This is a genomic window from Paenibacillus sp. N3.4, assembly GCF_008017805.1.
Taxonomy (GTDB): Bacteria; Bacillota; Bacilli; order Paenibacillales; family NBRC-103111; genus Paenibacillus_E.
This window is the reverse complement of sequence record NZ_VRTT01000036.1, coordinates 53,496-69,088: the sequence shown is the minus strand read 5'-3', so window position 1 is coordinate 69,088 and position 15,593 is coordinate 53,496. Positions and strand designations below refer to the sequence as shown.

The 15,593-nt window shown below is 46.6% G+C and carries 10 protein-coding genes; all 10 read left to right on the top strand.

Annotated features, from left to right (window positions below):
- A partial coding sequence (locus FU659_RS35640) for a hypothetical protein (protein ID WP_187274244.1) occupies positions 1–243 on the top strand: 243 nt, incomplete at its 5' end.
- Positions 244–318: 75 nt separating this feature from the next.
- Positions 319–2,355 carry a hypothetical protein gene (locus tag FU659_RS18725; RefSeq protein ID WP_147948964.1) on the top strand — a complete coding sequence of 679 codons (2,037 nt, stop codon included), beginning with the start codon at positions 319–321 and terminating at the stop codon, positions 2,353–2,355.
- Positions 2,356–2,381: 26 nt separating this feature from the next.
- Positions 2,382–3,371: an N-acetylglucosamine kinase gene (locus tag FU659_RS18720; protein WP_147948963.1), complete on the top strand. Its 990-nt coding sequence runs from the start codon at positions 2,382–2,384 to the stop codon at positions 3,369–3,371.
- Positions 3,368–4,291, top strand: coding sequence for an N-acetylmuramic acid 6-phosphate etherase (gene murQ / locus FU659_RS18715; RefSeq protein ID WP_261807906.1), 924 nt, complete (start codon positions 3,368–3,370; stop codon positions 4,289–4,291). The genes FU659_RS18720 and murQ overlap by 4 nt, the downstream gene beginning before the upstream one ends.
- A gap of 138 nt (positions 4,292–4,429) precedes the next feature.
- Positions 4,430–4,651, top strand: a complete 222-nt coding sequence (locus tag FU659_RS35635; RefSeq protein ID WP_187274243.1) for a hypothetical protein — start codon at positions 4,430–4,432, stop codon at positions 4,649–4,651.
- A 140-nt stretch (positions 4,652–4,791) separates the two neighbouring features.
- A complete protein-coding gene (locus FU659_RS18710) occupies positions 4,792–9,924 on the top strand; it encodes an Ig-like domain-containing protein (RefSeq protein WP_147948962.1) in 5,133 nt (1,710 codons plus the stop codon).
- Positions 9,925–10,097: 173 nt separating this feature from the next.
- Positions 10,098–10,457 carry a helix-turn-helix domain-containing protein gene (locus FU659_RS36430; RefSeq protein WP_222708579.1) on the top strand — a complete coding sequence of 120 codons (360 nt, stop codon included), beginning with the start codon at positions 10,098–10,100 and terminating at the stop codon, positions 10,455–10,457.
- A gap of 8 nt (positions 10,458–10,465) precedes the next feature.
- A complete protein-coding gene (locus FU659_RS18700; RefSeq protein WP_147948961.1) occupies positions 10,466–11,869 on the top strand; it encodes an FAD-dependent oxidoreductase in 1,404 nt (467 codons plus the stop codon).
- A 246-nt stretch (positions 11,870–12,115) separates the two neighbouring features.
- Positions 12,116–13,726: a response regulator gene (locus tag FU659_RS18695; RefSeq protein WP_147948960.1), complete on the top strand. Its 1,611-nt coding sequence runs from the start codon at positions 12,116–12,118 to the stop codon at positions 13,724–13,726.
- 22 nt (positions 13,727–13,748) lie between these two features.
- Positions 13,749–15,563, top strand: a complete 1,815-nt coding sequence (locus tag FU659_RS18690; protein WP_147948959.1) for a cache domain-containing sensor histidine kinase — start codon at positions 13,749–13,751, stop codon at positions 15,561–15,563.
- Positions 15,564–15,593: the final 30 nt, after the last annotated feature.

The following is a 15,593-nucleotide window of genomic DNA, read 5'->3' as shown; positions in this document are numbered from 1 at the left end:
AAGCTTTCAAAAGACAATGCGGTCGAAGACGCTTATCTTTATGATATTCCGGAAATCGAACGCAATAGTGGAAAAGTGTTGCAGGATATTACGAAAGAAATCTTTGCCTCTTTGATTTTATCGAAAGGCGATCTTGACAAAGAATACGAGACGCTTAAGAAAAAATATGTGGATGCGGGCGGTCAGAAGTGGATCGAACAAGCTACGGAAATTTATAAAAAGGAACATCCAGACAAGAAGTAGAGTGAATGCCAATCATCACGAGATTCAATGAATCTCGTGACCGTATTTTCATATAACGAAGGGATGATTTTGAAAATGAGAGCGTCATTGGAGAGACATGACGGAAACGTTAAAATTCGTATTAATGAGGAACTGATCGATCCAATCTCATTCCGTTCATTCTGGCCGCAAGCGCATACAGTGAATAACTTCGCAAACTCTGGCGTTCGACTTATGAGCTTGTTCCCGACGGGAGTTAATTGTTCCCTGAAGGTGCCTTATTCCCAATTCGGAGAAATTTGGGTCGGGGATGAACAATATCAATTTGAAAACTTGCGTCAGCAAGTGGATATGTTTATAGAGAATGCTCCAGACGCTTATTTTTCATTAATGATCCATCTGGATACCCGAGACTGGTTCCTAGAGCAAAATCCGGATTGCGCCGATACGTTCACACATCTTGCGCAATCGGCCACTTATGACAAATGGAGAACGTCCGCTGCTCGCTTTATGTGCGACACGATCGATTATATCGACGAAAATTATCCGGAGAAGCTGTACGGTATATTCCTGCTTGCGGGCAACACCTGCGAATGGTTCACGCGCAATGATAATGGCGATTATAATGCGTCCAAAGAGAAAGCTTACCAACAGTGGTACAATGATGACTCTCGAGCGCTGCCTACTTACGAAGAACTGCACCATACTTCCTGGGGAATATTGCGGCATCCCCATTCTGACAAGTCGGCGCTGGACTATTGGCACTATCATAATCACGTTGTCGCCGATACGATTGCCTATTTCGCCCAAATAGCCAAAACGCATACATCCAACACCCGCTTGGTCGGATTATTTTATGGTTATCTGATGGAATGTACGGATATCAACCAGAGTACCTGGTCGTTCAGGCAAATCATCAATAATGACGATATTGACATTTTGTTTACTCCCGCATCCTATATGTTTCGAAAGCTGGAAAGCACTAGCGCCTTCATGGTGCCAATCGATAGCATATCATTGCACGAAAAACTGTATTTTCATGAAATCGACAATACGACACATTTGGTTAGCGACAATAAATATGCGCAGGCTTTGCAAGCGTATGCACACGTCAAAATGGACAATCTGGAGCAAACGGTCATGTATTCAAAGCGTGAGGCGGCTTTGGCAGCTTCAAAAGGAATGGGCCATTGGTGGTTCGACATGTTTTCCGGCTGGTTCGATGATCACGAATTGATGCAGGAAATTCAGAAGATACATGAAGCGACGAGCCACCTCTACAGGAAGAAAATGCAAAGTGCTAGCCAGGTTGCGGTTTTTGTCGATCAGGAATCTTATTATTTCCCGGTTTCCTCTGCTAATCTAGGTGAGGCAATTATCAAGAAGCAGACTGAGGAACTCAACCGGGCGGGTTTCCCTTGGGATAATTATCTGATGGACGATATTACGCATTCCCGGATGCCGCATGATCAATATCATTTTTATATTTTCCTGAACCTGCTTGCGCCAAAGCCTGAGCATCTGGAAGAAATCAAAAGGCTGAAGGCACTGGGCAAATCGATGCTGTTTATTTACACGGCAGGTTTAATCACTGAACAAGGCTTTTCTGTTGAAGCGATGTGTGAATTGATCGGAATGAATGTTGAAGAATTGGATTACTCGCAGACTGTTGAGTTTAAAGCACATGTGCCTTTCGGGGCGTACAGCGATGAAAAGCATGGCACAATTTACGGATTTGATCGTCCCATCAAGCCGATGTTCCATGTGCGGGATGAACAGGCTGAGCCAATCGGAAGCTATGAAAAATCAGGTAAAACTGCGCTTGCAGCTAAAAGGTCGGCTCATCGATTCGACGCTTGGTCAGGCTTGGGACCGGTGCCGCATCATGTGCTCCGTCAATTAGCTCGCGAAGCGGGCGTGTTTATTTACTCGGATGCGGGAGAGCCTGTCTATGTGAACCGCAACATGGTAGGTTATTATTGCCATGCTGGGGGGCAGCGTACGCTACATATGCCGCAGGACTGCAAGCTTCACGAGCTGTATTCCGGTGAAACGATCAATACAGTAGGACGTCAGGCGAACTTGAGTTTTGCCAAAGACGAGATGAAACTGTTTGAAATTGTCGATTCTTAAATCTGTGCAGAGGCAAGTGATAAAATATGGAACAGGCGGAAGAGTTTTATATTGCAATTGACGGTGGGGGAAGCAAGACGGATTCCGTACTGTTGGACCGCTCGGGCAAAGTACGGAATCGTGTAATCGGTGAAGCGACAAATGTGAACGATATTAGCTTCGAGCAAGTGGAGCGAAGACTGGCGACTCTGCTGGACGAGCTGCTTGCAGAATATGGCGGCCGTGTGTTGCCGTTGCGGCAGATCTATGCTGGTATGTCGGGTGGCGGACTGGTAAAGAACAGGAGTTCGCTCCACACCTTATTCCGTGAGCTGCTCCCTCGTTGTGCGGAGATTAAGAATGGCGGAGATGGCTTGAATGCATTGGTAGCGGGGTTAGGCTTTGAGGAGGGGATGGTATTGATTGCCGGAACCGGCTCTATCCTGCATGTGAGATCCAGGCAAAGCATTCATCAAGTTGGCGGATGGGGATACATGCTGGGAGATGAGGGCGGCGGCTTCGATATCGGTTCCAAAGTTATTCAAGCCTCATTGAAGGCAATGGATGGACGAAGTCCGAGAACGCTGTTGCTGGAGCTGACGGAAGATAAATTAGGCTCGTCTCTAGTAGAAGCGATTCCAGTTATCTACCAGAACGGCAAGAAATATATAGCTGGTTTTGCTCCGCTAGCGTTTCAAGCGGCCGAACAAGGCGATGCTGCGGCCATATCGCTGTTGGATGAGGCGGCGCATGAGCTTGCGACAATGGCGCGGGCTGGCAGCCGATACTTGCAAGCCGATTCGTGGAAGCTGGTATTGTCCGGCGGATTATGGCAGGCTGGCGACGGGTTGAAAAACAGACTGCGCAAGCATCTAGAGGAGCGGTTTGTACTGATGCCGCTCGATATGCCGCCAGTGTACGGGGCAGCGATACTTGCAGTCCATTCGCCGGATGAGAATCTGGGAATGGATTTGGCTTCCTTTAAAAGTACATTTCATGCGAGCCTTTCTAAACAAAGTTGGAGGCGATTTAATTGACAAGTTACGATCCGTTAGACATGTTGACTACAGAAAAGATCAATCCGGGCACGGAAGAGATTGATACCTGGGATACGGAGCAAGTATTACAGTGCATCAATCAATTGGATCAGGAGGTACCGATGAAAGTCGCACAAGCGATCCCTCAAATTACCGCAGCGGTTGAATATATTTTGGAGCGCTTCAACAGAGGTGGACGTCTGGTGTATGTTGGTGCTGGCACAAGCGGCAGAATAGGAAATATGGACGCAGTGGAGTGCCCTCCGACCTATGGAATCGAACGGGATCGCATTTCGGCACTCATAGCTGGTGGGAAAGACGCATTGGTGAATGCAAACGAGGGTATTGAGGACAGCGCCGAACGGGCAGCTAATGATTTGAAGGAATTCGGTTTAAAAGAGCGAGATGTGGTGTTGGTGATCGCTTCCAGCGGAAGAACGCCCTATTGTGTCGGCGCTTTGAAATATGCAACTGCAATAGGAGCGGGTACCATAAGCCTTGCCTGTAACTTGCTGGCTGTGATCAGCCGGCATGCGCAGGTGGCAATCGAGGTGGATACGGGACCCGAAGCTATTATGGGTTCTACCCGAATGAAGGGTGGAACAGCTCAAAAACTAGTGCTGAATATGATTTCAACTTCTATCATGATTCGAACAGGGAAGGTTTATCGAAATTTAATGGTCAATATTCAAGGTACGAATGAGAAGCTTCACAAGCGAGTCAAGCATATTGTGAAGCTGGCGACAGGTCTGCAAGACGAAGCTGCGGTAGACGAACTCCTCTTGCGGGCAGACGACAATCCGAAGGTTGCGATTACGATGGCGCTTGGGAAAGTGGATGCGGCGCAAGCGCTGGAAGCGCTGCGGGAGCACGATGGGTATGTCAGAAGGGCGTTGGGAAGTTTAAGCGTGGAATCATAAATCAATGAGGTGATCTGATGTGAGAAAAATGGGCAAAGTATGGCTTGCGTTTCACTTATGCTTTTGATTTTCTCAAATTATGCTTACGAGGCAACCTATGCCGAATACTCGTAGACAGTACCGATTCCGCAATCCGACATGGATGTTTTTGTTGAGCAGAAGGACACGTCCCGCAAGCCATTTCATCCAGTAACACCTGAACCAGGAGAAGGATGTACGATATACGCGCCAGCATCGAAGCGATGCTGGCGACAAGGGTCTTGCATCTTATGTCACTTGAAGGCATTAATCAGTCTTGAGCAGATTGAACATAAATTTGAAGCCTACTACTACGGAGAAGATGACCAGCGACAGCAATAAAGAGGAGGCTCGCGCCGCCGTACCAACTGACCGTGAGTTGATATTAAAAGGCACGGAACAACCTTGCTGCCTTCTTTTTACATTGAATATGAAGCGCTTACATTATTTGGATTATAAGTATATGGGAGGCTGTTTAGAGCATGTATAAAAAAATAGTATCGGGTGTGATTTTTTGTGTATGTTTAGCTGTGCTGCTATTCCCAGGACTAGCAAGTCTGGCTGCTGGTGCTGAAGACACTGGTGTACTGCAATTTCAAGACGATTTTAGCGAGGGCATGTCGTTATGGAAGGGAATAAAAGGATCATGGGTTGTTGACAACGGCACTCTTCGGGTTACCTCGGGCAGCACGAACGAAATAGAACCGAAAGGATCGAATTCCGTTTGGCAGGATCAAATTGTCGATTTTCGAATCCAAATAGTGGGAGCGCCAGGAGGCGGTTTTACAAGAGTCTTTACCAGGTATGTGAGCAACACCAGTAATTTGGGCTTGTTGATCAGACCTACGGGGTTAAGTTATTCGTTAAATGGAGCTGCGGAGTCGTACCTTTCCAGTTATAAATTTACCGTGGGTACGAACTATGACGTAAAGATGATCCTTTCAGGAAGTACGGCAACCATCTATGCCAAAACGGAAGGGCAATCCAATTACACGAGCGCAGGGACGATTGCAGGCTTGCCTTTACAAAGCGGAAAGCTGAGATTCCAAACTTCCAATGACAAGGTGCTGTTGGATAATGTTAAAGTATCGAATACGCAATCTTCCTCTTTTATGGCAAATGGAAGCGTGTTGTCTGCTTTGAATTTGGGAAGTCAATCTGCTTTGCAGCTAATCAATACAACCGGAAAAACGGTTGTCTGGACTTCTAGTGATACGACGAGAGCAACCGTAGATGGAAATGGTGTGGTAACTGCTGTAGGCAGGGGCCTAGTGACTATTACGGCTGCCACGACTGACAATCTGTTACAAGCCAGATTTGATATCTATGTGAAGGATCCCATCGATTCGACAGGGGTCTTGCAGTTCCAAGATGATTTCAGCAACGGCATGAGTTTGTGGAATGCTGTATCCGGAGCATGGGGAATCGACCATTCGCAGCTTATTTCTCCTGCCGCTTCATCCTCACTGCTTGAGCCGAAAGGGACACTAACCAAATGGCGGAACATGACGGTAGCCATGAGGTTTAACAGACTCGCCACAAGCTCGAACGACAACTTCATTTCGATCAAAATGAGGTGCGTCAGCGAAGCGGATTATACACGATTGCTGATCAGAAGCACGGGGTTAAGTTATATCCAAGCAGGTGGAGCGGAGCAGTCTTTTTATGCAACGACTTTCAATACGGGAACGGATTATGATATCAAACTGGTAGCCCTGGACGATTTGGTGCAAGTATATGTAAAAAGCGCTGCCGATCCTGATTACATCGTTGCGGGTGCGATTTCCAATGCTTCCTATAATTTCGGCAAGGTACAACTGACAACGTACAATGTCAAGGCCGCTTTAGATAACATTCAAATATGGAACCATGAAAAGTTACCGTTTATGCTAGGTAAAAAGTTAAGCGTTTTCAACAAGGGGGATAGCGAAACGCTGCAGTTGACAAATACGACGGGGAAAAGTGTGATCTGGAGTTCAAGCGACAACCAGGTAGCGACAGTAGATCAGACTGGAGCTGTGACCCTGCTCACCCGGGGACAGGCGGTCATTACCGCAGCAACGAATGACAGCATCTATCAGGATAAAGCTGAAATCGTGGTCAAGGATCCGATTAATCCTACCGGTATTTTGCAGTTCCAGGACGATTTCAGCGAGGGCATGAGCGTTTGGAAAGCGATATATGGGACTTGGACGGTTGATAATTCTCGACTATCTTCCACCTCAACGGCATCCTCTTTGATCGAAATGAAAGGGGTGGAAACAACGTGGAGGAACCAGACGATTTCTATGAGGTTTAATCGGGGTGAAAATCTGGCAGGCAACTTTATTTCTGTGAAGTTCAGGTATGTCAGTGAAGCCGATTATACACGTTTACTGATCAGAAGCACCGGACTAAGTTACGTCAAAGCAGGCGGCACGGAGCAGTCGATGTATGCAATGACTTTTAACACGGATACGGATTACGATATTAAATTGGTCGCCTTGGATAATTGGGTTCAGGTTTATGTGAAAAGCGCAACCGACCTCGATTATACCTATGCAGGTGCCATTTCCAATGTTTCCTATGTATTCGGCAAGGTACAGCTGACCACCTATAATGTAAAGGCAACTTTTGATAACTTACAAATATGGAACCATGAAAGCTCCGCTTTTGTCTTGAGCGCCAAACTAACTGCGATCGCAAGTGGAAATAGCGAACCGCTGCAGCTGACCAATACAACCGGAAAAAGTGTGATGTGGACTTCAAGCAATACGCAGGTTGCGACAGTAGACCAGACGGGAGTGGTTACAGCTATAGCGAAGGGTCAGACAGTAGTTACTGCTGCAACGTATGATAATTCTTTTCAGGAAAAGAGCGATATCGTTGTCTATGTACGGCCTACAGGTGTTACCCTCAACAAACCTAGTACATCCCTGTATATGGGGGAAGCTGAGGAGCTTACAGCTACGGTTACTCCGGCGGATGTAGATAATCCGTTGACCATATGGACTTCCAGTAATCCTTCCGTGGTCAGTTTGGTAGGAGGTTCGAGTACCTCCAGAGCCATTAAAGCTTTGTCTGCAGGCACGGCGGTAATCACGGTTAGTACCGTAGACGGGGGATTCTCGGCTTCGACGCAAGTGGTTGTGAATCCTGTGCCGGAACCAACCGTATCCATAGCAGAATTTGCGATTGATCCGACTCCGAGTGCCTTGCCTTCCCATTTCCTAGGAGCACATAACGAACAACTGGTTAAGGTTGGAAGGGTGACTGATTTTCAACTGGAAAGCTTCGATAATCTGGGCATGGACCTCAAGCTTCAAAATGTTCGTGGACCCGATGGTACGGGTGCAAATTACTACTTGTACAACGAGGGCACGGTCATGAATTCCAAAGATCCGCGTTATCAGCAATTCTATGGGAATCGAACGGTTGGGGCGGTAGAGAATGTGAATCTTCAGCCGGGGTACCCAGGGTTATATCTTGCGGATTCCTACCATCTCGCGAATACGCTGGAGGTTCCCTACGTATTTGTATTAAATGTAATCTCTCAGTCCGTGAGTGAAATCCTGACACAAGTCCAGCAGATGAAGCAGCAAACTACACATCCCATTTATGTGGAAATGGGGAACGAGCTTTATTCCATCTTGTTCGATGCAAGCTTCCCGTCAGTCTCTGAATATGTTGCCAAATGCAAATTGATCTATCAGGGAATCAAAGGTATAGACCCGACCATTAAAATCGGTATTGTGGCTGTTGCAAAGGATTTGGAAGACCGAATAGCAGCTGACCCCAATAATCTTCCAGACCCCAATGTGGATTGGGGATCTACACAAGGGGGACGCGTAGCGCTTTGGAATCAAACGCTAATGACGGACAGCAGTTTCTACGACGCTATCATCGTCCATGTGTATTCACCTATTCCCAATCTATTTGATCTAACGAACAGCAAAATGATGAGATACTTATATACGTATAATCAAAGCGCATTGGAAGGTCTGTCTATACAGAAAAACCAATTCCCAGGTAAGGAAATATGGGTTACGGAATGGTCTTCTCTTCCAACCGTCCTATTTGGCGAGAAAGACCCTAACGAGAAGGCACGCAAACAATTTATGAAAACCCCGGGATTTGCGATGCACAATATGGAACGGGTGCTGCAAATGATCGAGTCGGGTGCCGTGACGATTTCCGACGTACATGCGATGGTAGATCCCCAAGGGTTTGGCATCGTGCAGCAAACCGCGGCTGGAGATCTCACTAAATTACCGAATTACTATGTATTTAAAGCTTTGGGAGGTCTGCTCAATACCCATAGCAGCTTTTACAAACTCAATCTTGCACAAGGCAATGTTCAAAATGAAAAGCTGCGGTTCATCGCAACGGATGTCTATTATAACGTTGCGGATGTTGGCGCATGGGGTTTCGGTGACGCTAATGGCATTAAGCAGGTTGTTTTCGCCAATCGGACCATGAACCCTGTCAATGTTTCCATACCAGGCTGGGATCTCAAGACCAATTGGGTATATGGGGGATCTGATCCTTTACCCGCGTTTTTGACGAACCCGAATGCGAATTGGTTGGACGCGCCGCAAGTGAATCCATTGCCGGAGACGCCATCTTCCAATTTCGCTGGAGAGATTCCATTGAAGCCTTATTCGATGACGATTGTGGACATTACATATGTTGTTGCACCAGTTACGACAGCTTCCGTGTCTCCGGCACAACCGGATGGACAAAATGGTTGGTACGTAAATCCGGTAACGGTAACATTGACCGCCACCGATCATGTATTTGGTATAGAGAAGACGGAGTATAGTCTGGATAACGGGACTACGTGGCAGCCTTATACGGCACCCGTGACGTTTGGTCAGAGTGGCAATTACGGCATTATTTATCGATCGACCGATAAAGCGGGGAATGTTGAACCTGACAACCATGTTAGTTTTAAAATAAATATGACAGCCGCAGTCGTTAAGTTGCAAGACAGCAGAGGTAATCCGATAAGAGGTGGAATCGTTACATACTACGATGGCGGATGGAAGGATTTTGGGGTAACCGACGCTTTTGGATTGATTAGTAAGGACTTGCCTGATAAAGCATACACCTTTAGCATGACATACGAAGGAACATACATGGAAAAGGCACAGAATACAGGCGCTAGCCCCATCGTTGTATTTCAGACGGTGAACACGACGGTACAACTGAAGGACAGTCTGGGGAACCCGCTCGACGGAGGAACGGTGAAATATTACGCCGGAGGGTGGAAGGACCTGGGGACTACGGCTGGCGGAACGGCAAGCAAGGAGTTATTGCCTGGCAACCATACCTTCAGTGTGTCTTACTTGGGAACCTATCAGGAGAAAACGCAGAACACGGGTTTGCCTGAAACGGTTGTATTCCAGACGGTGAATACGACGGTACAGCTGAAGGACAGTTTGGGGAACCCACTCGACGGAGGAACGGTGAAATATTACGCCGGAGGGTGGAAGGACCTTGGGACTACGGTTGGCGGAATGGCAAGCAAGGAATTATTATCTGGCAACTATACCTTCAGCATGTCTTATTTGGGCACCTATCAGGAGAAAACGCAGAACACGGATTTGAATACAACGATTGTATTTCAGAAGTAATTTCCGTATCAAATTGTGACGTATTACGCCTATCCGAAATCGATACTTTTATTAGAATCTTGAAAAAACAACCTCCCGCGGGCCGTCTAGCCTTTGGGAGGTTGTTTTTGTCGATATTGCGTCGGCTTTCTTGAAGAGCGTATAGAAATACCCGCCGCTCAGAAATTTCTTGAATGGACTGTTCCGTAGTCATCAGCAGCTGTTTGGCCGTCCCCGCTTCGGCGACGGAAATCGCCCGCGGAATGGGTGAAACGGCCCAATGGATCCATTACCATCTGAAGGCGCCGGAGAAGGTCGGGCTTGCCCGAAAGGTGGGAACCCGGCAAGTCCGCAATCTGGTGGAAGTGCTATATCAAGCGGCAGCCCGCACATTAATCCATTTCGGAGAAGCCTGCTTCCCTTTTCGCCGGAGAGATCTTCGCTCGAAAAGAGTGAATAGATCCGGCTTATTTTTTTGGTTTTTAGATGAAACTAAAGTTAAACTAGTTCCTCTGCTAGGACAGATTATAATGGGAATAACACAGAGGAGGTAGATTTAATCATGGTTAACCAAGTGCAAGCCAGTATTCAAGTTTCATCTAAGCTTCCTGTTTCCTATACACCAGATGTGGTCGTGGTGGGTGGTGGAGCATCCGGTGTTGCAGCAGCTATGGCTGCCGCTCGTAATGGGGCGGAAACCCTATTGATCGAGCAAAGAGGGTATTTAGGAGGAATGGGAACAGCAGCGCTGGTACCCGCATTCTGCCCTTATACGGATGGTGAGAAACCAATCATACGGGGGATCGGCCTGGAGCTGTTGGAGAAGATGAAGCTAGCTGCAGGTGAAGCCTTCTACAGCCGAAATAAGGATAGATTAGATTGGGTAGCTATTGATGTTGAGACCCTAAAAGGTGTGTATGATCAGGAGGTATTGGAAAGCGGCGCTAAGATTTTATTTCACACCTTTGCCGATCAGGTTCTATTGGAGGGAGATCGCATCAGTGGTCTTGTGATCAGTAATAAATCCGGACGCTCGGTCGTTCAAGCTAAGCTGTATATCGATGCCACGGGTGATGCGGATCTCGCAGCACTGTCTGGCGTTTCTTTCCAGACTGGGGGAGAGCAAGGTGAAATGCAGCCAGGCACCATGTGTTATGTAGTCGCAGGAGCGAACAAAGCTCGCTTTGATCAATTTCTAGTAGATACGGGGCAAAATATAGCTTTGGAGAATACCGTCATAGAGGCGCAGCAAAATGGGGATCTTCCCGAAGGACGTAAGCGTATTTCAGGCATCGCTTGGATTACGGATACAGTTGCTGGCTTTAACTTTGGACATATATTTGGTATTGATGGTACAAAAGCGGAGGATCTAACCCGTGCGGCCATCGAAGGACGACAATTAATTCAAGTGCAAATCCAATTTTTGCGTAAATATGTGCCTGGGTTTGAGGAGATCCATCTCGTCCATTCCGGCGATCAAATTGGTATTCGTGAAACACGGCGAATCGCAGGCGACTATACACTGGTCGTGGAGGATTACATATCGATGCGATCGTTTGAGGATGATATTGCGCGCAACGCCTACTTCATTGATATTCATCTCGCAAATGCCAGCAGCACAATGACCATCAAGTATTTGCCAAAAGGAAAATCACATGGCGTCCCTTATCGCTGTATGCTGCCACAAGGTAAATCCAATCTGATTGTAGCAGGACGCTCCGTCTCATCCGATCGTCCAGTACAGGGCTCGCTCCGTGTCATGCCTAACTGCTTCGCGATGGGGCAAGCGGCAGGTACGGCAGCGGCCATGGCTAGTAGGGACGGAGGAGGATTCCGCGAAATATCCGTATCCGGACTTCAGCGCAGGCTAATCGAGCAAGGCGCTTGGCTTGGGGAGCGGCCGGGTTATGCAGAGCATGATCAAGCTGCTCTTTCCAGTCATATTGAATTTGAAGAGGAATGCTAGGTGCTGCTAATCATGATGAAGGTCGACCTCCTGTTAAGCTTTGCGGGGGAGTCGATCCTTTTGTTTTTTTACCACATAAGAAAGCATGAGTTTGCGGTTCCCGTAAACGGCTTTCTTATTGGCGATAAAACCAACCTCCAAACGTGGTCGTTCATCATTGAATGGCCTCGATAGAGGTTTTCTCATAGGTTAAAGCTGCATTTCCAGTTATACTAAATGAGCAAGGGATAGGAGGTCAATAAACTTATGTATCGATTAGTTATCGTAGACGATGAGGATACCGTTCGCTTTGGACTAAGCACCTATTTTGACTGGAGTCAGTACGGCATTGAGGTCGTAGATGAGGCTGATGATGGGGATGTTGCCTTAGAGGTCATCGAGCGGGTCAGACCGGATATTGTGCTTACGGATGTGCGTATGCCCCATATGGATGGGATCCGGTTATCCAATGAAATTAAGGTGCGTTTTCCAACCACCCAAATTGTGTTTGTCAGCGGTCATGATGATGTGGATTATCTCAAGTCTGCGCTGAAGGTCAATGCGGTGGACTATATATTCAAGCCAGTGAATATGCAGGAGCTGGCCACAGTTATTGAGCGCGTAGTGGCTGTGCTGCAAGAGGCGGAGCAAGAACGCACATATATCGCAGATATGCAGGTTAAGCTTACGCAGAGCATGCCTTTACTGCGCGAGAAGTTCCTCATGTCTTTGATTCGCGATGGGGTTACACACCCGGGGCGTATAAAGGAAAAGCTTGATTTCCTGGGGCTTGATTTGCCTGTGGAATTCAATTATTGGACGATTGTGGTGAACATAGATGATAGCGCTGAGGTTATTTCCTCACGTCCTGAGAGGGATCAGCAGTTGCTTTCCTACTCTGTTCAAAATATTGTGCAAGAATTGATTGAGCAATGTATGCATGGGTATGCTTTTGAAAACAGAATTGGCGAATTCGTAGGCATCCTTAAAATGGGTGAAGAGGACGTGCAAGAAGAGAAGTTGTTTGCATTAGCGGAGAAGATTCGCGACAATCTACAGCGTTGGTTGAAAATTAGTGTCACCATCGGCGTTGGCGAGTGTATTTCCCAGTTAAGTTCATTGCCTCGATCGTACACCCAAGCTAGGGAAGCCGCGGATCAAAGATGGTATTTAGGAAAAAATCATATTATATCGATAGATCATCTAGAACAGGATAAGGATAGCTCCTATCGGTTTAATGCCTTGCAGGGAGAGCGCATCATGTCCGTTCTGAAAGCAGCGGATGAGGACAAGTTGCTTGCAGAACTGGATGAGGTGTTCGAACCCCTCTCCCGCAACAGAAAGGAAGGTTTTACCTATTGCAGAAACGTCAGTCTGCAATTATTTTTGCTGGCAAGTCGGCTTATGGTGGAATTAAACATACTTGCACCGGAATTAGGAGATAAAGAGGCCGAGCTTTGGGAGCGGGTATTCAAGCAAGAAACGATCATCGATTTAAGAAAGCTAGTAGAGGATCATCTGCTGGATATCTCTAAACGGATCGGTGATAAGCGAAGTGGAAAACCAAAAAATGTGATCGAAAGAGTCCGTCTCTTGATGGATCAGCGTTATGCAGAAAATTTGCAGGTTGGCGTTATCGCCAATGAAGTTTTCTTATCTCCAACCTACTTATGTCTTTTATTTAAACAGGAAACAGGGGAAACGATTAACGAATATTTGACAAAGGTGAGGATCGAGAAAGCGAAGGAGCTGCTTAGCGATCCCCGCAATAAATTTTATGAAGTTTCCTACACGGTCGGCTATTCCGATCCGAGCTATTTTAGTAAACTATTTAAAAAGTATACGGGGGTAACACCGAGCTCGTTTCGTGATCAGTAGATGTAAAGGGCGGTGATGTTGGATGAAACGGCTCCTGAAAAGAAGCTGGAATTATGGCTTGCTGCTTTTGAAAGGAGTCATAGCTGCCAAGCTTTGGTTGTTGGTTTATGTTATTTTCATTCTCATTCCAGCTTCGGTCCTTCTGTATTCATACACATTGAAGTCCTCAGAGATTCTTGAAGAAGAAGTGACCCACACGATGCTGCAGACGCTTAAGCAAGCAAGCATTAATTTGGACTATCAGTTTAATTCCGTAAGGGATACGTCTAATATCATATTTATGAACCCCAAGCTGCATCAATATTTAAGCAGCACGGCAACGGTTGGGCAGCAGTTGGATTCGCTCAAGGAGCTGCGATATTTGGTTGATAATGCCCAAACGAATCCAAATGTATTCCGAGTTCGATTGTTTGTGAATGGGAATCGATTGTATGCGGGCGAAAAAGTCAATTTTTTTGCGCTGGATACCTTGAAGGATAGGTCTTGGTATCAACAAGTTAGGGATGCAGGAGGTACGATACTGTGGACAGGCGCTTATTTAGAATCTTATATAGGCACTGAATCCACCTATGTGTTCTCGGGAGCCAGAATTCTGAGGGACCCTGACGATTACGAACAAATTTCGGGGTATTTATTGATTGATGTAGCTGAGCAAACGATCGAACATATTTTGTCCAAAATGAAGCTGACCAAGGAAGGCCATATTTATTTGGCAGCTCCCGATGGAACGATTATATCCAACAACGAAAAGGATTTACTGGGGACCACATTGAAATCAGCTGAGTTGTTGGAGGCATTAGGGCAAAGCGACGAAGGAATCGTTCCTCTGATGAAGGATAAGAATCCTCGTTATGTGATTTACACGAACGTTCTTTCAACAGGCTGGCGGCTAGTGGCAGAGGTACCCAAAACGGAGATAACCTCTCGCGTGATTGTGTTGAATCAGTTTTCAGGCGTAGCGACTTTATTTGGTGTAACGATTCTAGTTTTGCTGCTTGTATTCATATTGCTCGCTGTGATTGTACGTGGGATGAAACGCAGGATACAGACGGTCATCATGACGATTAAGCGTGAAGGCATTGACAGCTTGGATGACCGGATCGGAACCTCCGATGCTCATCTGGAGAATAGTGTGGATCATTTGATACATAGAGTTCATAATTTGATGGAGGAGACCTATCGATCCAAGGTACAGGAGCGGGAAGCTCAGCTGCGTGCTCTGCAGGCACAGATCAATCCACACTTCTTATACAATACGCTGGATACCATTAATTGGATTGCGATTGGACGTAATGCTCATGATATTAGCCAGATGATTGATGGCTTGGCCAAATATTTTAGGCTTAGCTTGAACAAAGGCAGAGACTTAGTAAGCATAAGCGATGAGCTTAATTTGGCAAAGGTTTACTTGGAAATTCAGCAAACACGATTTCCTAAGAGTTTCACCTTTTATTTTGATATAGAAGAAGACCTTGATGGTTATGAAATGCCGAAGCTGACGCTCCAGCCCCTAGTCGAAAACGCGCTTTTGCATGGGATACGTAAATCTAAGGGGAAATCGGGAATGATCCGTATCCGAGCTGGCAGGGAAGGTGAAGATCTGGTCCTGTCCGTTACGGACGATGGGATTGGCATGGAGCAAGAGTTTGCCCGCAGTTTGTTGACCGAGCCGCTGCCAGTCCTGCGATCCGACGGATCGGGCAGCTCTTATGGCTTATATAATGTAAATGAAAGAATCAAATTGTTTGCAGGGGAAGCCTATGGTTTGGATATTCATTCGAAGCTCGGTGAAGGCACTACAGTTTCGGTGCGTTTTATAATGAAAAAGCGTTGCTAAAAAGAGGCTGTCCTAGCGGTAGGTTTTCTA